The organism is Variovorax sp. CF079, from assembly GCF_900101545.1.
In the GTDB taxonomy this organism is placed as follows: domain Bacteria; phylum Pseudomonadota; class Gammaproteobacteria; order Burkholderiales; family Burkholderiaceae_C; genus Variovorax.
This window is the reverse complement of record NZ_FMZU01000004.1, coordinates 21,273-46,568: the sequence shown is the minus strand read 5'-3', so window position 1 is coordinate 46,568 and position 25,296 is coordinate 21,273. Positions and strand designations below refer to the sequence as shown.

Annotated in this window: 24 protein-coding genes; 9 read left to right on the top strand and 15 right to left on the bottom strand. The window is 66.7% G+C overall.

The genetic code is table 11. The features are described from left to right. Positions 1-221: 221 nt before the first annotated feature. Genes ligD through BLS74_RS06145 form a run of 3 tightly spaced genes read right to left on the bottom strand, consistent with a single transcriptional unit; the run spans position 222 to position 4,507 of the window. Positions 222-2,741 carry a DNA ligase D gene (gene ligD / locus BLS74_RS06155; protein ID WP_093103788.1) on the bottom strand — a complete coding sequence of 840 codons (2,520 nt, stop codon included), beginning with the start codon at positions 2,739-2,741 and terminating at the stop codon, positions 222-224. A gap of 15 nt (positions 2,742-2,756) precedes the next feature. After that, positions 2,757-3,611, bottom strand: a complete 855-nt coding sequence (locus tag BLS74_RS06150; protein WP_093103786.1) for a tetratricopeptide repeat protein — start codon at positions 3,609-3,611, stop codon at positions 2,757-2,759. Next, positions 3,608-4,507, bottom strand: coding sequence for a non-homologous end joining protein Ku (locus tag BLS74_RS06145; RefSeq protein ID WP_093103785.1), 900 nt, complete (start codon positions 4,505-4,507; stop codon positions 3,608-3,610). The genes BLS74_RS06150 and BLS74_RS06145 overlap by 4 nt, the downstream gene beginning before the upstream one ends. Positions 4,508-4,597: 90 nt before the next feature. Between BLS74_RS06145 and ydiK the strand changes: the two genes are divergently transcribed. Further along, complete coding sequence (gene ydiK / locus BLS74_RS06140; RefSeq protein WP_093103783.1) at positions 4,598-5,674, top strand: AI-2E family transporter YdiK; 1,077 nt, start codon at positions 4,598-4,600, stop codon at positions 5,672-5,674. Positions 5,675-5,686: 12 nt separating this feature from the next. On the opposite strand, the gene BLS74_RS06135 is transcribed toward ydiK, so the two are convergent. Then, on the bottom strand, positions 5,687-6,808 hold the full coding sequence (locus tag BLS74_RS06135) for a heparan-alpha-glucosaminide N-acetyltransferase domain-containing protein (protein ID WP_170855522.1): 1,122 nt from the start codon (positions 6,806-6,808) through the stop codon (positions 5,687-5,689). A gap of 196 nt (positions 6,809-7,004) precedes the next feature. On the opposite strand from BLS74_RS06135, the gene BLS74_RS06130 reads away from it, so the two are divergent. After that, the gene (locus tag BLS74_RS06130) at positions 7,005-7,520 is read left to right on the top strand and encodes an anthrone oxygenase family protein (RefSeq protein WP_093103780.1); all 516 of its coding nucleotides are present in this window, start codon (positions 7,005-7,007) and stop codon (positions 7,518-7,520) included. On the opposite strand, the gene BLS74_RS06125 is transcribed toward BLS74_RS06130, so the two are convergent. Further along, positions 7,471-7,797, bottom strand: a complete 327-nt coding sequence (locus BLS74_RS06125) for a DUF4200 domain-containing protein (RefSeq protein ID WP_093103779.1) — start codon at positions 7,795-7,797, stop codon at positions 7,471-7,473. The two genes, BLS74_RS06130 and BLS74_RS06125, sit on opposite strands and share 50 nt — an antisense overlap. Positions 7,798-7,956: 159 nt before the next feature. Continuing rightward, the gene (locus BLS74_RS06120) at positions 7,957-10,629 is read right to left on the bottom strand and encodes a C1 family peptidase (RefSeq protein WP_212733645.1); all 2,673 of its coding nucleotides are present in this window, start codon (positions 10,627-10,629) and stop codon (positions 7,957-7,959) included. 165 nt (positions 10,630-10,794) lie between these two features. Between BLS74_RS06120 and BLS74_RS06110 the strand changes: the two genes are divergently transcribed. The 6 genes from BLS74_RS06110 (at position 10,795) to BLS74_RS06085 (ending at position 16,973) form a co-directional block, all read left to right on the top strand. Next, positions 10,795-11,622 (top strand): TIGR02594 family protein, encoded by an 828-nt coding sequence (locus tag BLS74_RS06110; RefSeq protein ID WP_093103777.1) that lies wholly within the window; start codon positions 10,795-10,797, stop codon positions 11,620-11,622. A 102-nt stretch (positions 11,623-11,724) separates the two neighbouring features. Further along, positions 11,725-12,072 (top strand): hypothetical protein, encoded by a 348-nt coding sequence (locus tag BLS74_RS06105; protein WP_093103776.1) that lies wholly within the window; start codon positions 11,725-11,727, stop codon positions 12,070-12,072. A gap of 144 nt (positions 12,073-12,216) precedes the next feature. Continuing rightward, on the top strand, positions 12,217-13,398 hold the full coding sequence (locus tag BLS74_RS06100) for a glutamate carboxypeptidase (protein WP_093103774.1): 1,182 nt from the start codon (positions 12,217-12,219) through the stop codon (positions 13,396-13,398). 143 nt (positions 13,399-13,541) lie between these two features. Then, complete coding sequence (locus BLS74_RS06095) at positions 13,542-14,768, top strand: sulfite oxidase (protein ID WP_212733644.1); 1,227 nt, start codon at positions 13,542-13,544, stop codon at positions 14,766-14,768. A 318-nt stretch (positions 14,769-15,086) separates the two neighbouring features. After that, positions 15,087-16,178, top strand: a complete 1,092-nt coding sequence (locus BLS74_RS06090) for a vanadium-dependent haloperoxidase (RefSeq protein ID WP_170855520.1) — start codon at positions 15,087-15,089, stop codon at positions 16,176-16,178. A 63-nt stretch (positions 16,179-16,241) separates the two neighbouring features. Next, positions 16,242-16,973: an oxygen-binding di-iron domain-containing protein gene (locus BLS74_RS06085; protein ID WP_093103770.1), complete on the top strand. Its 732-nt coding sequence runs from the start codon at positions 16,242-16,244 to the stop codon at positions 16,971-16,973. A gap of 37 nt (positions 16,974-17,010) precedes the next feature. Here the strand turns inward: BLS74_RS06085 and BLS74_RS06080 are convergent, their stop codons facing one another. After that, positions 17,011-18,012, bottom strand: coding sequence for a 4-hydroxythreonine-4-phosphate dehydrogenase PdxA (locus BLS74_RS06080; protein ID WP_244503776.1), 1,002 nt, complete (start codon positions 18,010-18,012; stop codon positions 17,011-17,013). A gap of 20 nt (positions 18,013-18,032) precedes the next feature. Continuing rightward, on the bottom strand, positions 18,033-19,004 hold the full coding sequence (locus tag BLS74_RS06075) for a Bug family tripartite tricarboxylate transporter substrate binding protein (protein WP_093103767.1): 972 nt from the start codon (positions 19,002-19,004) through the stop codon (positions 18,033-18,035). Between the two features lie 90 nt (positions 19,005-19,094). Here BLS74_RS06075 and BLS74_RS06070 point away from each other — a divergent pair, with 90 nt between their 5' ends. Next, on the top strand, positions 19,095-20,036 hold the full coding sequence (locus tag BLS74_RS06070) for a LysR family transcriptional regulator (RefSeq protein WP_170855519.1): 942 nt from the start codon (positions 19,095-19,097) through the stop codon (positions 20,034-20,036). A gap of 13 nt (positions 20,037-20,049) precedes the next feature. Here the strand turns inward: BLS74_RS06070 and BLS74_RS06065 are convergent, their stop codons facing one another. From BLS74_RS06065 to BLS74_RS06035, 7 genes are all read right to left on the bottom strand, one after another. Further along, positions 20,050-20,892, bottom strand: coding sequence for an ABC transporter substrate-binding protein (locus BLS74_RS06065; protein ID WP_093103765.1), 843 nt, complete (start codon positions 20,890-20,892; stop codon positions 20,050-20,052). Between the two features lie 35 nt (positions 20,893-20,927). Then, on the bottom strand, positions 20,928-21,662 hold the full coding sequence (locus tag BLS74_RS06060) for an amino acid ABC transporter ATP-binding protein (protein ID WP_093103764.1): 735 nt from the start codon (positions 21,660-21,662) through the stop codon (positions 20,928-20,930). A gap of 75 nt (positions 21,663-21,737) precedes the next feature. Further along, positions 21,738-22,496 (bottom strand): amino acid ABC transporter permease, encoded by a 759-nt coding sequence (locus BLS74_RS06055; protein ID WP_093103763.1) that lies wholly within the window; start codon positions 22,494-22,496, stop codon positions 21,738-21,740. A gap of 3 nt (positions 22,497-22,499) precedes the next feature. Then, a complete protein-coding gene (locus tag BLS74_RS06050) occupies positions 22,500-23,201 on the bottom strand; it encodes an amino acid ABC transporter permease (protein WP_093103761.1) in 702 nt (233 codons plus the stop codon). Between the two features lie 27 nt (positions 23,202-23,228). Next, the gene (locus tag BLS74_RS06045) at positions 23,229-23,981 is read right to left on the bottom strand and encodes an SDR family oxidoreductase (protein ID WP_093103760.1); all 753 of its coding nucleotides are present in this window, start codon (positions 23,979-23,981) and stop codon (positions 23,229-23,231) included. A 116-nt stretch (positions 23,982-24,097) separates the two neighbouring features. Continuing rightward, positions 24,098-24,865 carry a LamB/YcsF family protein gene (locus BLS74_RS06040; RefSeq protein WP_093103758.1) on the bottom strand — a complete coding sequence of 256 codons (768 nt, stop codon included), beginning with the start codon at positions 24,863-24,865 and terminating at the stop codon, positions 24,098-24,100. Between the two features lie 13 nt (positions 24,866-24,878). Beyond that, positions 24,879-25,295 (bottom strand): acetyl-CoA carboxylase biotin carboxyl carrier protein, encoded by a 417-nt coding sequence (locus tag BLS74_RS06035; protein ID WP_093103757.1) that lies wholly within the window; start codon positions 25,293-25,295, stop codon positions 24,879-24,881. Between the last annotated feature and the right edge of the window lies 1 nt (position 25,296).

Here is a 25,296-nt window from a genome sequence, read left to right as displayed (position 1 = left end):
TTCGCATTGCGTCCTCCGTTGAAGTCGCTCGCGGTGCTCCCGAATGGAGATGCTTGGGTCAGCAGACATTGCCGTCGAAGGTCCGCTCCCGGAAGCATTCTGCTCCGAGTTGAACGCCCTGCCTATCGTGGTCGACGAGCCCCGGGCGAGCCGATCGACGCGCTCACGGGTCGCGTGCCCTCACCCCAGCCCTCTCCCGGAGGGAGAGGGAGCAAGGCCCCTCATCCCCGAAACCCCAGCATCTTCATCGCCGGCCCAATCCCCTGCGCCGACTTCGCATAGTCCTTCCAGGGCTCGTTCCCCTTGTCCAGCCGCGTATGGATGTTCCGCACCGTCCATTGCGCCCCGCTCGTCAGGTGCTGCACCTCCGCCCACTCGACGGGCACCGACACCCCGAGCCCCGGCCGCGCGCGGGCGGACCAGGCGCAGACGGTCGTGGCGCCGAAGCCGTTGCGCAAATAGTCGATGAAGATCTTGCCCACGCGGTTGCGCGGGCCGCTCTTGGCGACGAACATCTTCGGCAAGGTGCGGGCCAGGTGGCGCACGATGGCTTCCGAAAAATCCTTCACCGTGTCCCAGTCGTGATGCTTGCGCAGCGGCACCACCACGTGCAGGCCCTTGCCGCCGCTGGTCTTGCAGAAAGACTCCAGGCCCAGTTCGTTGAGGAACACGCGCACGACCTCGGCGCCTTGCTGCACCGCCGGCCAGCCGACGCCCTCGCCCGGGTCGAGGTCGAAGGTCATGCGGTCGGGTTTGCCAGTCGCGGTCTTCACGGCATTCCAGGTGTGGAACTCGATGACGTTCATCTGCGCGGCCGACAGCAAGCCTTCGGGCGTCGCGACTTCGATCATCTGTTCATGGCCCGGCCAGATGGCGGGGTCGAGTTGCCGGATGCCTTCCATGCTGCCCTTGTCCAGGTGCTTCTGGAAGAACAGCTCGCCCGTGATGCCGGTGGGCGCGCGCACGATCGACACCGGCCGGCCCTTGAGGTGCTCCATCATCAGCGGCGCGATCAGGCCGTAGAAGCGCACCAGCTCGATCTTCGTCACGCCGCTCTTCGGGTCGATCACGCGCTCCGGGTGGGTAACCTTGAGCTTCGGCGGCAGCGTGTGCGCGATGGGCTGCTGCTGCTGCTCGACATCGGCGTCCACCAGGTGCACGGGCTTCTCGCGCACGATGGCCCTGGCCGGCTTGTCGGCGCGCAGCGCCTCGAACACGCCATGCCGGATGTGGCCGCCGGCGGTCCACTCCGAGTACGTGACCTCCGCCACCAGCATGGGCTTGACCCAGTGGGCGTTGCGTTCGTCTTCGGTCCTGTTCTTGAAGGGGCGCTGGTCGATCTCGATCGTCTGCAGGCGCGTCAACATGTCCGCGAGCGAGCGGTCGTTGAAGCCGGTGCCGACCTTGCCCGCGTACACCAGATCGCCCTTGTCGTCGTGAACACCGAGCAGCAGCGAGCCGATGCCGATGCGCGAGCCCTTCGGGTCGGTGTAGCCGCCGATGACGAACTCCTGCCGCTGGCTGCACTTGAGCTTGATCCAGTCCGTCGAACGGCGCGAGCTGTAGCCGCTCTGCTTGCGCTTGCCGATGATGCCTTCGAGCCCGAGCTTGCAGGCCGAGGCGATGATGTCCTTCGGCGCCGCATCGAAGGCTTCGCTCAGGCGGATGCCGCCCGGCGCCTCGGCGAGCAGCGCGCGCAGGAACTCGCGCCGCTCGATCAGCGGCACGCCGCGCAGGTCGTGGCCGTCGTAGTACGGCACGTCGAACAAAAAGAACTCGATGCCCTGCGTCCTGGCGCTCTCGAAGGCGTTCTGCAGCGCCTGGAAGTCGGTCCGGCCGGATTCGGCGAGCACGACGATCTCGCCGTCGAGCCAGCCGGGTTTGAGCTTCATGCGCTCCAGCGCCTGCACCAGGTGCGGCAGGCGGCTGCTCCAGTCGTGGCCGTTGCGCGTGATGAGCCGCACGCCGCCACCGTCTGCATCGATGCGCGCCAACATGCGGTAGCCGTCGAACTTGATCTCGTAGACCCACTCGCTCGGCCGGGCGGGCGGCGCATCGACCAGCGTGGCCAGCAGCGGCGACAACTTCTGCGGTATCTCTGCCTTGACCGCGCCCGCGGGCATGCCGCGCGCACCGGCGCGCTTCTTTGCCGGTGCGCGCGCGGGTGCGGCCGATTCCGGCTTGGGCATCGGCAGGTCGGCCACGCTGTCCGGGAACTCGTCGACGACGCTGAACTCGGCCGAAGGGCGCTCGTAGGCATCGCGTTCCTTGATGAGCAGCCAGGCGTTCTGCTTTTCTTCCTTGCTCTTGATGCGCACCAGCACCCACTTGCCGCGCAGCTTGTAGCCGTGCAGCTCGAACTTGAGGTCGCCGTCACGGTAGCCCTCGTGCGGGTCGCCGATCGGCGTCCAGGTGCCCTTGTCCCAGATGACGACCTTGCCGGCGCCGTACTGCTTCGGCGGGATGGTGCCTTCGAAGCTGTTGTACGAGATCGGGTGGTCCTCGACGTGCACGGCCATGCGCTTCACTTGACGGTCGTAGCTCGGGCCCTTGGGCACGGCCCAGCTCTTCATCGCGCCGTCGAGCTCGAGACGCACGTCGTAGTGCAGGCGTGTGGCCCAGTGCTTCTGCACGACGAACTGTCGCGCGTGGGTGCTTTCGGCTCCGCCCTCCGCCGGTTCCGGCGTGAGCGCGAAGTTGCGCTTGGCCTTGTATTTCTTGAGCGGATCGGCGCGGGCCATCGCGGTCGCCGCCGGCTAGGCCCGCGGTTGCAGCCGCCGGAATGCGCTGAAGTGGCGGATGGCCATCTGCTTCTGTCCGGCATGTGCATAGAGCAGCCCGGCGTTCTGGTGCGCGTCGGCAAAGTCGGGCTGCAGGCGCAGGCATTCCTCGTAGCTCGCGAGCGCGGCGGCCACGCGGCCGAGGTCTTCGAGCGCGACGGCGCGGTTGTAGTGCATCAGCGGGTCGTCGGGGCAGTGCGCGAGGCCCTCGTCGTAGAGCGCCACGGCCTCGCGGCTGCGGCCGGCCTCGCACAGCATGAAGCCGAGGTTCAGGTAGGCGTGGGCGTGGGTCGGGTCCTGCTCGAGGATGAGGCGGTAGGTGTCTTCGGCGGCGGTGGGGTCGGAGGCTTCCAGCTCTTCCGCCGTTTCGAACAGGTCTTCGAGGTCGTCGGACTCGGGCGTCGCCGGCTCGGCGGCGCGCTGGGAGATGAAGCTCACCGAGCCGGTCGACGGCGCCACACTGAAGTCCATCACGAGCTGGCCCGTGTCGGGCTCCCATTGCGCGTTCTCTTCGCGCACCGTGATGCGGTCGCCGGCGGCCGTGATGCGCAGGCCGCTCACGGGCACTTCGGGCGGCAGCGTGTCGCGCAGTCGCCGCAGCGAGCGCAGGATCTGCCGCGTGGGAATGCGCGCCACGCGCAGGTCGTGCGCCGAGCGCAGCAGCACGACGTCGCGAAACGAAAAGCGCAAGGCGCGCCCGGGTCCGCGCGACGGGTCGACGAAGCCGAGTTCGATCAGCTTCGAGACGGCATGCCGGGACAGGCCCAGCATCTGCCGGACGCCGCGCAAGGTGTAGGGGTGCGTGCTTTCGAGCGGTGCGCTGTTCGTCACTTCTTCATGCGCGCGCGCGCCGGCGGCGCGGCCTCGGCCACCTTTGCCGCCCGGGGAGCACGCTTTGCGCCCTTGCTTTCGACTGCGGGTGCGGGCTGCTTCGCGCCGGGCTTGACGGCGCGGCCGAGGCTCGCGCGCAGCATTTCGGTGAGATCGATGACCTGAGCGCCGGCGGCAGCATCTTCCGGATGCTCGACCGCCACCACTTCCTGGCCGGCGATCTTGGCGTCGATCGCGACCAGGATGCGCTTCTTCTCTTCGTCCTCGAAGAGCGTGGGCTCGTAGTCGTCGGCAGAGATCTGCTCGATGAGCTGCAGCGCCAGCTTGAGCTCGGCGGCCGAGGGCGGCGGGAGCTGCTCGATCTCCAGGTCTTTCATCGACCGGACCTCGTCGGCAAAGAGCAGCTGCTGCAGCACCAGGCCGTCGTCGTTGGCGCGCACCTGCACCACGTACTGCTTGGACTTCCAGGCCCAGCGTGCCAGCGCGCAGCGCCCGCTCTGCTGCATGGCGGCCTTCAGCAGGTTGTAGGGCTTGCCGCCGCGCTTGTCGGGCGCGAGGAAGTAGGCCTTGTCATAGTAGAGCGGGTCGACCGCCTGCTCGGGAATGAAGGACACGATGTCGATCACGTGGCTGCCGCCCTCCTCCAGCGCCTTGAGCTCCTCGGGCTTGAAGATGACGTAGCGGTCCTTCTCGAACTCGTAGCCCTTGACCATTTCGGTGCGCGGCACGACCGTCTGGTCCTTCTCGGAGATGTATTGCTGCTTCACGCGCGAGCCGTCCTTCGACAGCAGGTTGAAGCGGATGGTCGCCGAGCTCTCCGTCGCCGAATACAGCTTGACGGGGATCGACACCAAGCCGAAGCCGAGCGACAGCGACGCTATGGAACGAGCAGCCATGGGATTGCCTCCAGGCGAACGAAGGAAGGCAGCATGCCATTTTTTGGCTGCCAGGAGAATAGGCGCACTTCCCCTCACCCAACCCCCACCATGTCCGAACCCCGCCCCGACCTCGCCAAAACCACCTTCGGCGTCCTGACCCTGGTGCTGCTCATCGGCTCCTCGCTCTGGATCCTCCGCCCCTTCCTGGGCGCGACGATCTGGGCCGCGATGGTCGTGGTGGCGACCTGGCCGGCCTTCCTCTGGATCCAGGCGCGGCTGTGGAGGCGTCGCAGCCTGGCGGTGGCCGCGATGGTGCTGATCCTGCTGCTGCTGTTCGTGCTGCCGCTCACGCTGGCGATCTCGACCATCGCCGCCAATGCGGAGGAAGTCGTCGCATGGATCAGGTTGCTGATCAGCCGGGGCCCGCCCCAGTTGCCCGGCTGGGTGGAGCGCCTGCCCATCGTCGGGCCGAGGCTCGCCACGGCCTGGAATGAACTCGTGGCATCGGGTGTGGCGGGGTTGGAGGCGAAGGTCACGCCCTATATCCGGCAGGTCACGGGATGGCTGTTCGCGCAGGCCGGCGTCGTGGGTGCGCTGACCCTGCAGTTCCTGCTCACGGTCGTCATCGCCGGGATGATGTATGCGGGCGGCGAATCGGCGGCGGCGGTGGTCCGGCGCTTCGGCCTCAAGCTCGGCGGCCAGCGCGGGGAAGACGCGGTGGTGCTGGCCGGCAAGGCGATCCGCGGCGTGGCGCTGGGCGTGGGCGTGACGGCCTTCGTCCAGGCGGTGGCGGGCGGCATCGGCCTTGCAATTGCGGGCGTGCCATTCGCGGCCCTGCTCACGGCCGTGATGTTCATGCTGTGCATCGTGCAGGTCGGCCCGACGCTGGTGCTGGCGCCGGCGGTGATCTGGGTCTTCTGGAGCGGATCGACCGGCTGGGGCATCTTCCTGCTGGTGTGGACGGTGATCGTCGGCACGATGGACAACTTCCTTCGCCCGCTCTTGATCCGGCGCGGCGCCGACCTGCCGCTGGTGCTGATCTTCGCGGGCGTCATCGGCGGGCTGCTCGGCTTCGGGCTGGTCGGCATCTTCGTGGGGCCGGTCATGCTGGCGGTGTCCTACACCCTGATCGACAACTGGCTTCGGGATGCCGAGGCGCAGACGGCCGATGCGGCGCGGCAGTAGCGCTGGCGAGGGTCAGACGTAGCGTGTGACCCAGTTCGGCCGGTCCCGCTTCTTGCGGTAGTACCAGGCGCAGGGCCAAAGCATGAGGGCCAGCAGCAGCAGCCAGATCAGATAGGTTTGCGCCAATCCCCACTTCGTGTGCACGACGGCCGCGGCCAGACCCAGCACGTAGAAATGGACGACGTAGAAGAAGAACGGCACCCGGCCGAAGACCACGAACGGGCGCAGCCAAACGGGTAGACCGCTGCGCGTGACCCACCACAGCACGGCCAGGCCCGCGAAGATCGCGGCGAAAGACCAGGCGAGGAAGGGCAGGTCCGGCGGGTACTTGGCGAAGTTCCAGAACGCCAGGCTGGCGACCTTCGTGTACGCGTAGGCATTGCCATAGCCGGCAGCCAGGCGGATCGCGAGAAACAGCGCCAGGCAGACGCCGGCCAGCCCCAGCCAGAACCGCGCCGGCTGCAGGCGGTGCAGCGCATCGCGGCCCGCGACGAAGCCCACGACGGCGATCGCGGCCCAGGGGATCACCGGGTAAAGCGAACGAAACGCGCCGCTTCGAACCGGCTCGTAGAGCACCGCCCGCAAGGGCAGCGGCAGCGCCGACACTTCGAGCAGCGGGTGCAGCGCCAGCACCGCGATCGCCGCCGCCAGCAGCAGCTTGCCCGGCGCGTCGCGCACGAGCGCGAGGATGATGATGGCCGCGCCGATCGAACTGAGCACCACGAAGGAATAGAAGCCCATGGCGGCGCGCGGCAGGCCCATGACGAGCGCGTCCACCGCGATCAGCACCAGGCCGCGCAGGATCAGCCGCCGCGTCACCTCGGCATGCGGCAGGCCGCGCTGCTCGCGCGCAGCGCTGGTCAGCGCCACCATGAAGCCGGCCATGAAGAAGAAGGCGGGCGCGACCGGCACGCCCGTGAAGCGCGTCAGGAACTGCAGCAGGTCGCCGGGCACGGGCGCCGCGGCCGCGGCCAGTTCTTCGCCGGCCCGGCCGGCGTTGAACATCAGTGAGGCGTGGTCCAGCGCCATGTGCGCGATCAGGAGGCCGCGAAAGGCGTCGACGTAGCCTTGCCGCGCGATCGGCGCGTCTATGGCGCTGGCCTGGGCGAGGATGGCGGAGGAAGGGCTATGCATGGGGGAGTCTCGAGGGGCGTGGCCAGTGTCGGGCAGGCGCGCAGCGCACGTCTTGGAGATTGGCGACATGCGCGCGGTGTCGCAACCTGGACGATGGAGCACGAGGCCGGGACGACACGTGATTGAATTTCACGCACCGCCAGGGCCCAATAGCGACCTTTGCAATTCCAGGAACGCACTGCAGAAGGCAAACCACATGGCAACCCTGAACGCACTCATGCTCCCCCTTACAGTGCTCGCCGCCGTCGGCTCGGCCGTCATCGCCGGCCTGCTCTTCGCCTTCTCGACCTCGGTGATGAAGGCGCTGTTGCAGCTGCCGCCCGAGCAGGGGATGGCCGCGATGCAGAACATCAACGTGACGATCCAGAACCCGGTGTTTCTCGGGGTGTTCGCCGGCACCGCGCTGCTGTGCGCGGTGCTGGTGCTGCGGGCGCTGCTGCATGCGAACGATGCGGCCACCTGGTGGCTGGTCGTGGGCGCAGCGGCCTATCTGATCGGGACCTTCGGGGTGACGATGGTCTTCAATGTGCCCATGAACAACACGCTGGCGCGGGCCGAGGCGTCTGCAGCGGTTGCCGCGGTGCAGTGGCCGGCCTATGTGGGGCCCTGGGTTCGGTGGAACCACCTGCGCACGGTGATGGGGGTGCTGGCTGCGCTCTCATTCACGGTGGCGGCAGTGCAGTGGGCGCGTGCGGGAGCGTCGGGCGCCTGAGGTCGGGCAGGAGGCCCCACAACCAGCGCGCTCCTTGCAATGGCGGTGCCGCGTCGACCGAGATATGCCCGCAGGTCGCCGAGGACTGCTCCTCGAAGGCCTTGAGCTGGGCAAGGTCGGTTTCGAGTTCGCTCTCGAGCGTCGCGAGTTCGTCCCTGAGCTTCTGGATCAGTGCCGGCATCGTCCGGATGCGCTCGCGCTTGCGCTTGATCTCCTCCTTGATCTGCACGATCGCTCGCTTCACGATGTCGCCATCGATGGAGTTGGTGGTGGCCATGGCCTATCTCCTGAGGTGGGCTCGATGCGCCGGTTGTACGCGCAGCAGCGATGCATCGCCTCCTCCCGGCTGGGGAGCCTGAAGGCGGCGGCCCCGGTGCGAGTCGCAAGCGCCGAAGTGGCCTGCCCTCGCCAACCGTCGGGCACCTCGCGCACGCCGCTACACCCTCTCCCGAGTGCGCTGGTCGATCTGCATGCGCCGATCGCGCAGCGCCGATTCGGTGTGCGGGAACATCGGCTTGGCGCTGCGAATCGGGATCGCCATGTCCGGGAGCTTCACCGCGAGCTTCGCCTGCGCCTTGCCGGCACCTGCCGCAATGCGCCTGAAGGTGGACATGACTGTCTTCTTGTCGTCGTCGAAGTCGCCGTGGTGCATGGCCTCCGATGCGCTCAGCGAATCGTCGGGCTCGGTGTTGGGCGTGAGCACGAGTTCGGCGCCGTGGGCATTGAAGATCTTGCGCAAGGCGGGATCAAAGGCTTTCTCCATCCCGAGGATCGGCACGCCATCGCGAAAGAACGGGATGCGCGCCTGGCCCTCGAAGGCATTCGAGACCAGGTAGAGCAAGGACTTGTTGTAGATCTTGGCGCAGTCGTCATCACGCTCGGTCTTGTCCTTGAGCGCATACACCGTCAGCTTGCGGAGCGCCTTTGATTCCATCGCCGGCACGTAGAACTCCTTGAAGAGTTCGACCGTGCAGGCCGGCGCCCACAGGGTGCAGGTCTCGATCGGCAGGCCGCGCGCAGCCAGGAGCTTGACGATCGGCGCGTGCAGGATCGAGCCCGCGCTGTGGCCCACGAGATGGATCTCGAGGGCCTGGCCGTTCTTCTCGGCCTTTTTCGCCAGCTTCTTCAGGTGATCGACGACCAAGGTCGAGGCACAGCCCTGGCTGGCGGCGCGCAAGGCGTTCTCCTTCATCTCGCTCCAGGCGGCCTTGCCGCTCAAGACGCGGGCGAGCGGCTCCAGCGCGTCGTCGAGCCGATCCAGCATGAAGTCCTTGGTGGCGTCCAGCGCGCCTTCTGGCCGTCGACGGCTCACCGCATCCTTGAGGATGTTCGAGAAGGTGGTCCAGTAGTCGGTGCGCCAGATGAAGGCCAGCGGGTAGACCTCAGCCTTCAACAGCTCCGGTCGGTATTCCGCGAGGCGCTGCACCGCGGCCTGTTCGCTCACCAGCCCGCCATGGGCATACAGAAGGACCCGCAGCTTTTTCCAACCATGGGTCGCCGCCGGGATGTCCTGCTCGAAGATGTGACTGAGCTCGTCGGGCGTCGAGCCGTAGTCGCCGCCCGCCTTCAGCTCCCCGTCATTGCCGACGCTCACGATATGAGGCCGCAGGTCTGCGAAGGAATAGGCCACGCTCTGGTTGGCGGTGGCCGAATGCGTGGCGGCGGCCGATTGCTTCGCGCGCAGCGTCACCGGCGCCCCCAGGCGGGCCACCCACACATCGGTGCCGTTGGCGATCCAATCGTCATAGGTGACCCGCGCAAAGCCGCGCAGGCCCCATGTCGGACCCCAGGAGTTCTGCAGCCAAAAACCTTGATCGTCATAGGCCACGATGGCGAAGGCATGGCCGCCCGTGATCACCTCCGACTGCACGATCAGGCCGTCGGCCCCTACGCTGCCCCATCCCTCGTGGACCGTGGCCGTCGCATAGAGCACGCCGACCTCGGCGATGGCCGCGTGCATGGCGACCAGGTCTTTGTGGTTGACGCGGAAATAGGCGCCCAGCGGCCGGCGGACGCCGTCTGCCACGCGCTGCTCGGTCATGCCCCGGCGGTCGACCTTGCCGGGCTGGTAGGGATATAGCTCCTCGGAGCAAATGCCGTGCTTGTGCCAGCCCTTCATCGCGCCGCGCGCGCTCGAGCCGCTGTAGTTCTCGCCGGGCCACTCGTCGTAGCGGCGCGCCAGGTCGTACAGCATGCGCGGGCTGACGGGAACGCTGTCAGGCACCACCCGCCTGCGCTGGAGCAGATAGTTCGCGACGGTCGCCAGGCCGAAGCCGGTGCACGCGCCTTCGCTGCCCTGGTTCAGGATCGGCACCTTGTGCTCCAGGTACTCGCCCAGCGGAATGTGGGTCGGCACCTCGATGAGCGTGGGCGTGTACATCAGGTCGCGGAAGTCGAGCGTGTCCGGCCGCACTGCGAGCGATTCGGAAGGCGGCGGCACAAAGGCCGGCGGCGGCGGCTCCAGCTGGATTGACTCAGCGCCGCGCATCAATGCATCGGCCGGCTCCGCGAACGTCTTCGCGGTCTTTGCCTTGGCATGTCTGGCGCTCGCGGCCGGAAAGGAGGGGGCCAGCACCAGCTTGGCCCGCTCGTAGAAGCGAACCCTTTCAGCCGCGCCGTTCTGGCCGCCGTTGATCCTGCGCGTGATCTCGGTGAAGTTGTCCGCATCGGCGAGCTCGTTGAGCCCTTTGCGCTTCCAGTACAGCCCCGCCGTCTTGAACGCCAGCTCCGGCGCGGCGGCCAGCTCGGGCTGGCCGACGAGGTCGACCCCGAGCAGATCGCCGAACTTCTGGTAGTTGGCGCGGCCAGTCAACTGAATCGGGCCACGGCCCTTGAAGCGCTTGCCATCACCGGGCTGCGTGTTGCCGAGCGTCCTTGCCAGGTCGCTCGGCGGCTCGTAGCGCTTCTGCGCCGGCGTTGGCCCCCAGATCTCCTCCATGAAGTTGAACTCGCCCGACTCGTGCGCCAGTTGCGCGATGAATGCGGATGTTCGTCGCAGATTGTTGATCTCGAATTCCTCCATCGCCGCGTTCAGGGGGTCGACGTACAGGAGGCGCTTCTTCTGCGAAGCGTGGAGCATGATCTGCGCGAGTTGAAGGTCGGTGAGCATGGGATGCCCTTTCGCGAGTGACGGGGACTGGTTCGCGGCAAATTCTGCATCTCACGCAGAATCTGACGAAGCGGCCTGAAGGACTATGTCTGTCGATCTAGCCAAAGGGATGGACGAGTGATCAGCCCCCTGCGGCAAAATCTCGGGCAACTCCGAGGAGGTGCGATGGGAACCAGTGACAAGGACTCGCTATCGACCGCTGTGCTGACCGATGGCACGGATTCACAACGCCGTTTGAGCTTCAAGAAGCTGGCATCCTGGATCGCCATCGTCGTGACCGTCGTCGCTGGAACGGCCGCGTTCGTCAAGAACGTCGACACGATCTGGACCACGGCCTCCGGCTGGTTTCGAGGCAAGCCACAGCCTACGCCGGGCACTGAAATCAAGGTGACTGCCGAGACGCTGGTCGCCATTGCAGACGCCATGGCCAAGACCGCTGCTGCAAAGTCCGGAGGCGCGGCCAGCGAAGAGGTGAAGAAGGATTCGGCGAATCTGAAGAGCGCGGCGAAGGAGATCGAAGCGCCGTTGTCGGTCGGGACCGCGGCGATACCGGCACCGCCCTGGTTGAAGCTTGCCTTGGCCGAACTGGGCCAGTCAGAGATCCCAGGGCCCGAGTCCAATCCACGCATTCTTGAATACATCCATTCCTCACCTCATTCCAAGAATGTCACTGACGACACGATGCTTCCTTGGAGCGCGCTCTTCCTCAACTGGGTGATGAAAGCGTCGGGCGTTCCCGGCGTGGATGATGGTCGCAATATCGCGTGGCTGACGTGGGGGAGCGAGCTGAAGGAACCCAAGCAAGGCGCCGTGGCGATCTTCAAGCGCCCGGAAAGTGATGCGTCCCCGTCGCGCGGGCAGGCCTATTCGTGCCTCTACCTGGGCCAAACCGCGACCTACATTCTTTGCCTGGGCGGCAACGTCGGAAATGCCGTTCGGATCACGTCCAGGCCCAAGGAGAACCTGGTGGGCTACCGATGGCCTCCCGCCTGATTCCGTGGTTGAGCCGTACGCGACGTAGAACGTTTCCTCGTTGCCGTCTTCGACCTGCTTCGCGCGCAGAGGGTTTGCGAGAAGGGTTAGGCTGGAGGCCTGATGACACCCTCCAAGGAAAACGCCAATGCCGGCTCTGTCTGGATCCGGTTCTGGTCGCCGACTTCCGCTTTGGAGCCGACTCCGGCCCATGCAAGTGCGCCTGAGCGTGCGGCGATCAGGAGCCGGAACTACGTCTGGCTGAAAACGTACATGGACATCTACATCCTGCGCTGGGGTGCACTGTGGGCAGCCTGTCTGGTTCTCGCGCTCCTTGCCACGGACGATGCAGTGCCAGGGGTACTGTTTACGATCGCGCTGGCCTCGACCATGGCGTCTTTTTTTGGTCTGGTTTCCATGGTCTTGATCTATCGCCGAGCGGTCAGGGCTGTGAAAGATCGGACCGCATAGCTCAGACGGCTGGTCTCGGAGAAAACCTGGCCTAGACTCCCGCGTCTCTGTTCAACGAAGGATTTCCTGATGACATTCGCATCGACCACCTGTGCGCCTGCGGCACGTTGGCTGCCTCGTTTTTTGTTGGGGCTCGGCGCGGCAATGCTGGTGTCCACGCTTCATGCCCAGCCCCACAAGGAAGTTCTCGACCGATCTGCAGGCTACAAGGACGAAGCGCTGTTGCTGCTTGAACGCCTCGTCAACATCGACTCCGGCTCGGCCAACACCGCAGGCCTCGAGAAGGTGCGGGGTGTGGTGGTCGAAGAGTTGCAAAAGCTCGGCGGCAAGATCGAGACCTTTCCGGCTACGCCGCATCCCGGAACCAACGTGGTCGCGACCTTCGAGGGCACCGGCACCCGCAAGATCCTGCTGATGGCGCACATTGACACGGTGTTCGCCGACGGCACGGCGAAGGCCAAGCCCTTCTACATCAAGGACGGCCGCGCCTACGGCCCCGGCGTGATGGACAACAAGGGCGGCGTGGTCGCGGGGCTGTACGCGATCAAGATCCTGAAAGCGATGAACTTCAAGGACTACGGCCGCATCACCTTCCTGATAGACACCAACGAAGAGGTGGGTTCGCTCGACACCACGGCGCTGATCCGCCGCGTAGCCAGGGAACACGATGTCACCCTTAACCTGGAGCCCGGCCGACCGGCGGACGGCCTGGTGGTGTGGCGCAAGGGCAGCGCCACGGCCACGGTGGAGGTCAAGGGGCGCGCGGCCCATGCCGGCGTGGCGCCGGACGCAGGTCGCAACGCTGCCATGGAGGTGGCCCATCAGGTCTTGCAGCTCGGCAAGCTGGGCGATGCGGAAAAGCTCACCACGATCAACTTCACCGTGCTGACAGCCAACGGCGCCACCAACGTGATCCCCGAGAACGCATCTGCCAGGGGCGACGTGCGGGCGGTGACGCGCGAAGAGTTCGATCGCATCGAGCGCGACCTGGCCCGCGTCTCGCAAAGCAAGCTGATCGCCGACACGCAGGTCAAGACGATGCTGTCGCGCGGCCTGCCGCCGATGCCGCGCACGCCGCAGTCCGACGCACTGGTCAAAACGGCCGAATCGATTTACGCCGAAATCGGCAAGAAGCTCACCATCGAGGGCTCCGGCGGCGCCGCCGACGCGAGCCTGGCCGCCGATGTCGGCGTTCCCACGCTCGATGGCTTCGGGATCGTTGGCGGTGGCATTCATACGCCGGACGAATATGCCGAGGTCGAGAGCGTGGTGCCGCGCTTCTACCTGCTCACCCGCATGGTGATGGAGCTCAGCAAGAAGCCGTGACATCTCGCGCGCCACCGGGTGGCGCGCAAGGCTTGGACCATTCGTCGACCAGGCCTTCCCGTTTCTTGCATTTCCGGGAAGCGCCGCCGATTATTCGAAGTCGTGGTGGTTCGCGCCGCGAGTCCCGGATCCAAGGAGTTGCCATGCTCAACGAAGTCCAGATCAAGTTCGATGCAGGTTCCACTTCTATATCAAGGAGACCTGCAATGGATGCAAAAGACATGGCACGACGACAGTTGATGCGGCAAGGCGGTGCGGCGCTCGCCGGTCTGGCGCTGCTGCATTCCCACTTGCTTGCCCAGGCCTTCCCGGCCCGGCCGGGCGAGGAGGTCATTCCCTGGCTGGATCAACCGCCATCGAACCCGAGTGGCGGTGTTGTCGAGAATCTGCCCCAGTGGGAAGAGCTGAGTTCCTTTTTGACGCCCACCGACAAGTTCTTTCGTGTGGCGCACTACAACAAGCCGGTCATCGACGAGAAGGCGTGGGCCCTCGAGATCACCGGGCTCGTCAAGCAGCCCAAGACCTTGACGCTCCCCGCGCTCAAGGCCCGACCTCGGAAAGAGGTCGTCTTCACACTCGAATGCTCCGGGAATCATGGGTTCCCGTGGTTCATCAGCGGAATTGGCACCGCCAGGTGGGCGGGGACGCCGCTCGCCCCACTGCTCAAGGAAGCCGGGGTGCTGAATCGAGGGATGGAAGTCGTCTTCGTTGGGAGCGACGCGGGTGAGGAGGAAGTCCGCCAGGCCAAGATGCCGCAGCACTTTGCCCGCAGCATGTCGCTGGTCGATGCGATGAACCCGAACAACCTGCTCTGCTATGAGATGAACGGCGCAGCGCTTCCGCAGCCCCACGGGTTCCCCGTGCGGCTTATCGCTCCTGGCTGGTATGGCATTGCGAACGTCAAATGGCTGAAGCGCATCGAGATATGGGACACCCGCTTCATGGGCCGCTTCATGGCGCGTGACTACGTGACGATCCGCGAAGAGCAGCGCAATCAGGAAACCGTCTGGACGGAAACGTCCGTGGGTCGGGCCCTGCTCAAGTCTGTACCGGCCAAGGTCACCGGCAGAAACGGCAAATATCGCATCGTCGGTGCAGCGTGGGGCCCATCCGTAGCGCGCGTGGAGGTGCAGATCGACGCGGGACCCTGGGTCGCAGCAACCATGGACCGGAGTGAGCAAGCCGATTTTGCGTGGAAGCTCTGGTCCCTGGAGTGGGCGAATGCGACGCCAGGAGAACACGCCATCACTTCACGTGCTGTCGATACCCAGGGGAATGTCCAACCAGCGATGGAGGATCCCCGCATCGCCAAGAAACGCACCTACTGGGAAAGCAACGGGCAAGTCACGCGGCGGGTCCGACTCACCTGATCGTGGTTCGCACAGGAGACTCCCATGCGTACCAGGTTCGCTGTTTCTGCTTTGTTGCTTGCGCTTGCGACGGCTTGCGCAACCAGCGTCCCACCGCCAGACAAGTCATCCGGTCCGCTCGCCGACCGAGGTGCCGGCGCGTGGCGTACGTGGGTATTGACCTCCGGACAGGAACTCCGACTGCAGCCTCCGCCGAACGCTGCCGCAACTGCCGCCGAGCTGGAGCAGCTGCGGACATTTGCAGCGCAGCGGGACTCCGCGGCCCAGGAGCGGATCCGGTACTGGGACTTCTGGTCGCCGTCTCATCGATGGAACGAAATGCTGATCGACGTCTCGGGGGCCAATCCAATCCCGGGTGGAGCCGTGCAGCGGGCGTTTGCAATGATGAACATCGCGATCAATGACGCGATGATCGCGGCTTGGGACACCAAGTACACATACAACCGTCAACGTCCTGGTGAGATCGACAGACTGTTTCCAGCTTCCGTGGCCACGCCCCGCAATCCCTCGTATCCGTGCGAGCACTCCGTGGCAGCAGGTGCCGCTGCCGCAGTTCTTGCGCATATCTATCCGAAAGAAGCGCAGCGTATAACCAGCGCGGCAGAGGAGGCCGCTCGCTCACGTGTCATGGCGGGGGCGGCTTTTCCGAGTGATACCAAGGCGGGACTGGAGCTCGGGCGTGCCGTCGCCGCACGCGTCATCGAGCGAATGAAGCTCGACGGCGGCAAATGGGCCGGCCCCGTACCCACTGGACCCGGTCTGTGGAAGGGAACCAACCCCGTGGGTGTCGACGAAGTGGGTTGGAAGCTCTTCGTTCTCAATTCTCCGAGCCAGTTTCGCCCCGGGCCGCCTCCAGCGCACGACTCGCCTGAACGCGCCGCGGAGCTTGCCGAAGTCAAGGGCTTCAAGCGCACGCCGTTCACGAACAGCAAGGTGAGCTATTGGCAGTTCGGACAGTTGGGGCAGCCGGGCGTCGCGTTTCGATTGAGCGAAGAGGTGGGGCGCCGGTTGGCGGAGGACGGAGCGCACGCGAGTGCGCCACGTGCCGCGCGTGCGTACACGCTGGTGCACGTCGCGCACTACGAGGGCTGGATCGCCTCGCAGGACGCCAAGTTCCACTACTGGACAGCGCGCCCGAATCAGTTCGACGCGGCGATAACCACAGTGATTCCGACCCCGCCATTCCCGACCTATCCGTCCAATGCGGCTACGCTCGTCAAGGCACCGACTGTCGTTCTGACCTACCTGTTTCCCCGCGAGCGCGCGCGGTACGACGGCTGGGTACAGGAATTCGGAGAATCGCGCCTATGGGCGGGGATCCATTTCCGCAGCGACATCACGTCCGGCTGGGAGATTGGACGACAGGTGGGCGAAGCGGTCGTTGCGCGTGCAAAGGCCGATGGCAGCTAGAGGTCAGCTAGAGGCCGCATCCTGCCCGTCGAGTTGCAGCCCCACAACCCACAGGAGACGCGCATGATCACGAATCCGCAGGCCGGCACCAACGTGCAGGAAATCGCCTCGGGCATCTTCCGCATCAACACGCCGGTGCCGCTGCCCGACGGCAACCTGTTCAGCTTCAACCAATACCTGGTGGTCGACGACCAGCCGCTGCTGTTCCACTCCGGCCTGCGCCAGCTTTTCCCGCTGGTGAGCGAAGCCATCGCAAGCGTGATGCCGGTCGAGCGCCTGCGCTACATCGGGCTGTCCCATGTCGAGGCGGACGAGTGCGGCGCGCTGAACCTGTTTCTGGCCGCAGCGCCGCAGGCCGTGCCCCTGTGCGGCAGCATCGCGGCCATGGTCTCGATGGGTGACATGGCCGACCGCCCGCCGCGCGCGCTCGCCGATGGCGAAGAACTCGCGCTCGGCACGCACACGATGCGCTGGTTCGACACGCCTCATCTCCCGCACGGCTGGGAGTGCGGGCTGATGATGGATACGCACACGCGCACCTTCTTCTGCGGCGACCTCCTCACGCAGCCGGGCAACAGCGAGCGGGCGCTGGTCGATAGCGACATCCTTGGCCCCAGCGAGGCGTTTCGACGCCAGATGGACTATTACGCGCATGCACCGCAGACGGCCGCTTTGCTGGCCGGGCTCGCGAAGCAGGAGCCCCGCACGCTCGCATGCATGCACGGCAGCGCATGGCAGGGAGATGGCGCATCACTGTTGCGCGGTCTTTCAGAGGCACTCTCGGCCTCGCATTGAGTTCCGCGCGCTCAACTTCCGCGCGCTCAGCCTTAACTTACCCTGCCCTGCCGGCCATCCGAACGCAGAGCTCGAAGGCTTTTTGCAAGCCTTCGACATTCGCCACGCCCTTGCCTGCGATGTCGAAGGCGCTGCCGCTCGCCGAGGTCGCCACCGGCACCGGCAGCCCGCCGTGCAGCGTCACGCCCTGTTCGAAGCCCAGGAGCTTCATCGCGATCTGGCCCTGGTCGTGGTACATCGAGACGACGGCGTCGAAGTCGCCGCGGCGCGCGCCGATGAAGACGGTGTCGGGCGAATAGGGGCCGCGCGCGTCGATGCCCTGCGCCTTCAGCGCGCGCACGGCCGGCTCGATGATCTCGATCTCCTCGCGGCCGATGGAGCCGCCGTCGCCGGCATGCGGATTGAGGCCCGAGACCGCGATGCGCGGCGCGGGCACGCCGGCACTGACGAGCGCGCCGCAGATGATGTGCACGGCGTCCTGCACGGCCTGCCCGGTGATGAGGGCCGCGACCTCCTTCAGCGGCACATGCGAGGTCACGCGCGAGGTCCACAGGCTGCCGGTGATGTTGAACTCGCAGACGAAGCCCGGCACATCGAAGCGCTCCTGCATGTAGCGCAGCTCGTCCTCGTGCGCGAGGCCGCCCAGGCGCAGCGAATGCTTGTTGAGCGGCGCGAAGACGATGCCGTCGACCGCGCCGCGGCGCACGGCTTCGGTGGCCAGTTGCATGGCCTCGAAAGAGGCCTTGCCCGAATGCGCGTTCGACTCGCCCAGCACCGGCGGCTTGCCGGCCATGGTGTTCTGCACCAGCAGGCTGGGGCGGCCGGGCTCGAAGCGCAGCGCGTCCAGGCTTTCCAGCCTCAAGGGGTCGAGCGCGGTGCCTCCTCCTGCGATGCGTTCGCCGCTTTCAAGCACCAGCGGATCGGCGATCAGCAGCAGCTCGGCAGCTTCGAGGTTCTGCGCACGGCGCAGCAGCTTGACCGTCATCTCGGGGCCGATGCCGCTCGGGTCGCCGGGCAGCACTGCGATTCGGGGTTTCATCGACATCCTTTTCTCTTAAGTCAATCGGCGCGCATGCCGGTGTCCTTGACCAGCTTGCCGTAGCGCTCGAACTCGCTGCGGTTCATCTCGGCGAAAGGCTCGATGCCCATGGCCGTAATCTCGCCGCCCAGGCCCTTGATGCGCTCCTGCACGTCGCTCATGCGCAGGCTCTGGGCCAGCTCGGCGTTGAGCCGCTCCACCGCCGCGCGCGGCGTGCCGGCGGTGACAAAGAGGCCGTACCAGGTGTTGACGTCGGCGCCCTGCACGCCCGCCTCGGCCAGCGTGGGCACCTCCGGCAGTTCGGGCGTGCGCCTGGCCGCGGCCACCGCGAGCGCGCGGAACTTGCCGGCCTTGATCTGCTGCATGGCCGAGGAGGTGCTGTCGAACATCATCTCCACCTGTCCGCCGATGATGTCGACGTGCGCCTGCGAGCTGCCGCGGTACGGCACGTGGATGGCCTTGGTGCCGGTGGCCAGCGCAAAGGCTTCGCCGCCCACGTGCTGCGTGCTGCCGATGCCCGAGGACGCATAGCGCAGGCCGCCGGGCTTGGCGCGCATCGCGGCGATGAGCTCCTTCACGTCCCGGTAGGGCGAGGTCGAAGGCACCACCAGCACGTTGGGCATCACGGCCACCAGGCCGACGGGCTGCAGGTCCTTCAACGGGTCGTACTTGAGCTTGAGCAGGTGCGGCGCCACCGCCTGGCCGGTGTTGGTGGCCAGCAGCAGCGTGCTGCCGTCTGCGACGGCCCGCGCCGTGAGTTCGGCCGCGATGGTGTTGGAGGCGCCGGGCCGGTTCTCGACCACCACCGGCTGCTTGAGCGAGGCGCCGAACTTGTCGGCGAGCAGGCGCGCGAGGATGTCGGTGCCGCCGCCGGGCGAGGCGCCGACCATGATGCGCAGGGGCTTGTCGGGGTAGACGGCCTGCGCGGATGCCGCGAGCGGCACGGCGATCAGGCAGAGCGCCGCAAGGCGCCAGGACAACAGGATTGGCATGGGCGTGTCTCCGATCTTTGGTCCCCAGCTTAGGGATGTTCGCCATTCCAATCCAATCGAATGTTCTGAAGAATTCATATACCGCCGTATATGACTCAGCCCGGCCCCGATCTCCCGCCCTGGCGCCTGCTGCTGCGCTTGCGCACGCGGCAATGGGTGCTGCTGGCGCTGCTCGACCAGCACCGCCACCTGGGCCGCGCGGCCGCGGCGATGAACATCAGCCAGCCGGCGGCCACCAAGCTCTTGCAACAACTGGAAGAGACCTTCGCGGTGCCGCTCTTCACCCGCGTCGCGCGCGGCATGACGCCCACGCCGTATGGCGAGGCGCTGGCGCGTCATGCGCGCTGGGTGCTGACGGATTTCGGCGCGGTGTGCGAAGAAGTGGAGGCTTTGCGCTCCGGGCTCAGCGGCGCGTTGCGCGTGGGCAGCGTGCCGGGCGCGGTGCCCGAGCTGCTGGCGCCCACGCTGGTGGCCTACCAGAAGAAGCACGAGCGCGTGGCGGTGAGCGTGGTGGTCGACACCAGCGACGTGATGCTGCGCCAGCTTGCGCGCGGCGAGGTCGACCTGATGCTGGGCCGGCTCACCGAAGACCACAGCGCCGAAGCCTTCGACTGCGTGCCGCTGCTCGGCGAGCCGCAGGTGGTGGTGGTGCGCAAGGCGCATCCGCTGTTCAAGCGCAAGTCGCTGGCGCTGCGCGAGCTGGTCGACTGGCCCTGGCTGCTGCAGCCGCCGGGCTCGCCGCAGCGCGGGCGCTTCGAGGCGGCCTTGCGCGAGGCGGGCATCCAGCAGCGGCTGCGCATCACCGAGACCGCATCGCCGATCGCGATGACGGCGCTCTTGGAACACTCGGACATGGCCGCCGTGATGCCGGCGTCGCAGGCGGCGCACTACGCGCGGCTGGGCGTGCTGCGCGTGCTGCCGGTGAAACTGCCGATCCGCGTGCCGCCGATCTACCTGATCACGCGGCGGGCGCACAGCCTGTCGCCGGCCGCGGCGGAGTTCGTTGCGCTGCTGCGGCCGGCGGCGGCCTGACAGGCGCGGACCTTCAGGGCAGCAGCTCGAACTTGAGTTCGGACAGCGGCATCACCTTTTCTTCGCGCGTCATCTTGTATTCGGTGTTCGGGCCGAGCCACTTGGCCCAGATCTTGTCGATCTCGCCGGCCTTGTCCAGCGCCACCAGCGCCGCATTGACCTTGGCCAGCAGCACCGGCTCGTCCTTCTTCATGCCGACGCCGATCGGCTGCAGCACCATCGGCTCCTTGATCATCTTGAGCTCGACCCCCGAGGTCTTCGACTGGTTGACGAGCTTGGTGATGGTCATGGTGTTGGCCACCATCCCCACCGACTTGTTCTGCTGCACGGCCATGAAGGCCGAGCCCGTGTCCTGGAAGGTCACCGGCTCGGAGCCGTTCATCTTGATCGACAGCTCCGAGGTCGAGCCCTTGGTGGAGCTCAGGCGCTTGCCCTTGAAGTCGGCCTTGGTGGTGCCGGGGTCGGAGGCTTTCACGGCCAGCATTTCCTTGGCCACGTAGTACGGATCGCTGAACTGGATCTGCTCGCCGCGGCTCTTGGTGTAGGCCAGGTTCGCCACCGTCACGTCGACGCGGCCGAGCTTGACCTCGGGCACGCGGGCTTCGACCGACAGCGGCGTGACCTTGGCGCTCAGGCCCAGTTGCTTGGCCAGCGCGTTGCACAGATCGACATCGAAGCCCACCATCTCGCGCGTCTTGGGATCGGGCGCGGCAAAGGGCGGCACATCGGCGAAGGTGCCGCACTTAAGTTCCTTGCGCTGGTTGATGTCGTCCCACTGGTCGGCATGCGCCAGGACGGAAAGGGCGCCAAGGCAACAAGCGATGGCGGCGAGACGGAAGACGGTCTTCTTCGACATGATGAACTCCTGGTGAGGGCTGGGATGGGAAACGCCTAGTGCGCGCGCAGGTCGGACAGGAAGCGCTGCGCGCGCGGATGCTGGGGGCTGCTGAAGAAAGTCTCGGGCTCGGCCTTCTCGAGGATCCGGCCGGCATCCATGAACCAGATGCAGTCCGCGACCTCGCGGGCGAAACTCATCTCGTGCGTGACGCACATCATGGTCATGCCGTCGTTGGCCAGGCCGCGCATCACCGACAGCACCTCGCCCACCATCTCGGGGTCCAGCGCACTGGTGGGCTCGTCGAAGAGCATGGCCGGCGGCTCCATGGCCAGGGCGCGCGCGATCGCCACCCGCTGCTGCTGGCCGCCCGAGAGCTGCGCCGGATAGGCGCCGGCCTTGGCGGCCAGGCCCACGCGCTCCAGCAGCTGCACCGCCTTGGTCCGCGCGGCGGCGCGCTTGACGCCGAGCACGCGCATCGGCGACAGCATGATGTTCTCCAGCACCGAGAGGTGCGGGAACAGGTTGAAGCTCTGGAACACGAAGCCGATGCGGCTGCGCAACTTGTTGAGCGCCACGCTGCTCATCGGCGCGTGGATGTCGTGGCCGTCGAACAGCAACTGGCCCGACTTGATCTCCTCGAGCCGGTTGACGGTGCGGATCAGCGTCGACTTGCCGGAACCGGAAGGCCCGCAGACCACCACCACCTCGCCTTTCTTGACTTCGGCGTTGACGTCGGCGAGCGCCTGGTAGTCGCCGTACCACTTGTTGATGTTGGAAAACAGGATCATGGGAACGTCTGCGTTCGTTGGGGTGGGCATGGTTCTGTCTCCTTTGCGTTTGTCCGACCGTCGTGCGCGGCCTTGTCAGGGATTGGCCGCCACCGGCGGCGGCAGCGAGGCGCCCTCGGGCGACAGCGGGGCCACCGCCGCGCCGAGCCGCTTGTGGGCAATGCGCCGCTCCAGCCACTGCGCCAGCTGCGTGAGGCTGAAGCAGACCACGTAGTAGGTCATCGCCAGGATGAAGAAGACCTGGAAGGGCTTGGTCAGCAGCTGGTTGTTGATCTGGTTGGCCGCGAAGGTGAGCTCGTTCACGTTGATCACGTAGCCCAGCGTCGTTTCCTTGATGGTGGAGATGAACTGGCTCAGCATGCTCGGCAGCATGTTGTAGAGCGCCTGCGGCAGGATCACGTACCACATCGTTCCCAAGTGGCTGTGGCCGAGCGCGCGCGCCGCCTCGGTCTGTCCCTTGGGCAGGGCCTGGATGCCGGCGCGCACCACCTCCGACAGGTAGGCGCCCTCGTAGATCACCAGCGTGCACAGCATGGTGGTGAAGCCCGAGATCTCGCGGCCGATCAAAAGCGGCACGAGGAAGTAGACCCACAGGATCACCATCAGGAGCGGCACGCCGCGCACGACGTAGACCAGCACCGTCGCCGGCCAGCGCAGCACCGCCCACGGCGACAGCCGCGCCAGCGCCATCAGCACCGACAGCGGGAAGGCCAGCACGATGCCCAGCACCGACAGGACCAGCGTGGCGACGATGCCGCCCATGGGGCCGTTGGGATACTGGCCGATGAGCAGCAGCAGCCAGTTGTCGCGCAGGATCTCGAAGATGCTCAACATCTCTCACCTCGCTCCGACGATGCGGTAGTGCCGCGCCACCCAGCCGCCCGCGGCCATGATGAGCAGCGAGAAGCCGAGATAGAGCACCGTGGCCACGCTGTAGGCCTCGAAGGCGCGGAAGCTCTGGCTCTCCACTTCCTTGACCGCGTGCGTCAGCTCGGCCACGCCGATCGCCATGGCCAGGCTGCTGTTCTTGAACAGCGACACGCTGTGATTGACCAGCGCGGGGATGGCGTTGCGGATCGCCTGCGGCAGCATGACGTGGCGCATCGAGCCGATGTAGCTGTGGCCGAGCGCCCGTGCGGCCTCGGCTTGGCCCGCCGGGATGGAACGCAGGCCCGATCGCAGGTCCTCGCTGAAGTAGGCCGCCTGGCACAGCCCGAGCGCGACGATCGAGAGGATGGCCTCCGCGTTGTGCTCGGACAGCCAGTTCTGCAGAAACTGGGGCAGCAGGCTGAAGATGCCGAAGTACCAGAGCATCAGCTGCACCAGCGTCGGCACGTTGCGGTGGTAGGAGACATAGACCGCGACCACGCGCTCGGCGATACGGCTGGGCGTCAGGCGCACGGTCAGCAGCACGATGGCCAGGCTCATCGCGAGCAGCCAGGAGCCGGCCGCAATCTTCAGCGTCATCTCCACGCCGTGCAGCAGCATCGCGCCGAACTCCGGCTTCAGCAGGACGGCCAGCAGGTCGAAGTCCTTCATGTGCCGTTCCTTTGTTTTCCGTGGTTCTCAGGCCTGCGGCGCTTCCGGGCGCGCGGTGGAGAGCCCGCCGGGCACCTGCAGCGTCGGCGTGATCTCCATGTGGCCCACGTTCACCGCGACCGGCGCGGCGATGGCGAAGGCAATGGCGTCGGCAATGTCCTCGGCCCGCGGCAGCTCGAAGCCCTCGATGAAGCGCTTGTGCATTTCCTCCGGGTTGCCGTGCACGTGCGCGAAGATGTCGGTGGCCACCCGCCCCGGGCAGATCTCGGTGACGCGCACGCGCTTGCCGAAGACATCGATGCGCAACTGGCGCGACAGCATGCTCACCGCGGCCTTGGTCGCGTGGTAAGTGCTGTTGCCGCCGAAGTTGTAGGCCCCGGCGATCGAGCTGATGTTGATCACGTGGCCGCGGTCGCGCGCGGCCATGCCCGGCACGACCAGCCGGCACAGGTGCAGCACGGCGCGCAGGTTGACGTCGACCAGCAGGTCGATGCCCTCGGCGTCGGCCTTCAGGATCGAGCCGGGCCTGTCGACGCCGGCATTGTTGACCAGCACGTCGAAGGGGATCTCCTGCGCCAGCCGGGTGACGCCCTCGAGGTCGCTCACGTCGATGGCGTGCGGGATGCAGCCCGTGCGCGCGGCCAGTTCGGCCAGCTTGCCGGCGCTGCGCGCGAGCGCGTGGACCTGCAGGCCTTCCTTGCAGAGGCGCTCGACGACCGCGGCGCCGATGCCCGAGGAGGCTCCCGTCACCAGCGCGGTCTTGTAGTCGGAGAAAGGCATCTTTGGCTTCTTTCGTTATGACGAATTCACTGTATCCAGCGCGACCTCGGGGCGCCAAGACGGAATGGCTGTGTAGAGATAAGCCGTCCTTATGTCGCTTTTTTGACCGCCCGGCTTCAGGGCGCCATCTGGCGCGAGATCGGCAGCACGCGCCCCGCCGCCTCGACCACGCCGCGTACGGCCCGCGCCAGCTCCACCGCACCGGGCGTATCGCCGTGCACGAGGATGGAGCGGACGTTCATCGGGATCCTGCGCCCGCCATGGCTGGTGACCGTGCCCTCCTCCAGCAGCTGGCGCACGCGCGCCAGCACGGCCTCGGGCTCGTGGATGACGGCGCCGGGCAGCTTGCGCGGCACCAGCAGGCCCTCGTCGTCGCAGGCGCGGTCGGCCAGGAAGGTCCGCGCCACGCGCAGCCCGCAGCGCTCGGCCGCGTCCTCGATGGCGCGGCTGGCAGACGAGCTGATGATCAGGCCGGGGTCGAAGTCCGCCACCGCGCGCACCAGCGGGCCGGCCAGCGCCGCGTCGGCGGCCGCCATGTTGCCCAACGCGCCATGGAAGCTCATGTGCGTCATCCGGTGGCCGGCCGAGCGCGCCATGCCCGCGAGCGCGCCCAGCTGGTAGGTGATGTAGGTGGCGAGCTCCGCGACATCGATCTGCATCGGGCGGCGCCCGAAGCCGAGCAGGTCGGGAAAACCCACATGCGCCCCCACGTCCACGCCCCGGTCGCGGGCCATGCGCACCGTGCGGTCCATGATGACCGGGTCGCCGGCATGGAAGCCGCAGGCCACGTTGGCGGAGGAGACGATCTCCAGCAGCGCCTCGTCCTCGCCCATGCGCCAGGGGCCGAAGCCCTCGCCCAGGTCGGCGTTCAGATCGATGTCCATCGCGATGTACTCCTCATTCGTCGGCCTGCAGTTCGACCAGCAGGGTGCCCCAGCCCACAGGCTGGCCGTCGGGCACCAGGAAGGCGATCAGCACGCCGGACTGCGGTGCATGCACCGGCAGCAGCAGCGGGCCGATCTGCATCAAACCCACGGGCTGTCCCGCGGACACGCGTTCGCCGGGGCGCGCCAAGGGCGCGGCATGCAGCGGATGGGCGTGCAGGAAGTTGCCCACACTGGGCGCGGCAGCCACGCATGACGGCGGCGCCGGCGGCGTTCCCTCCTCCTGCGCACCCAGCTGCACGATCCCGCTTCCGGGCCCACCCCCACGCCCCAGCCGCAGCACGCCGTCGGGCGTGCGCAGCTCCAGCAGGCCGATGTCGGTGGCGGCCAGCCAGGCGGCGAGCTCCCGGACTTGCGCAGGGCTCTTCATG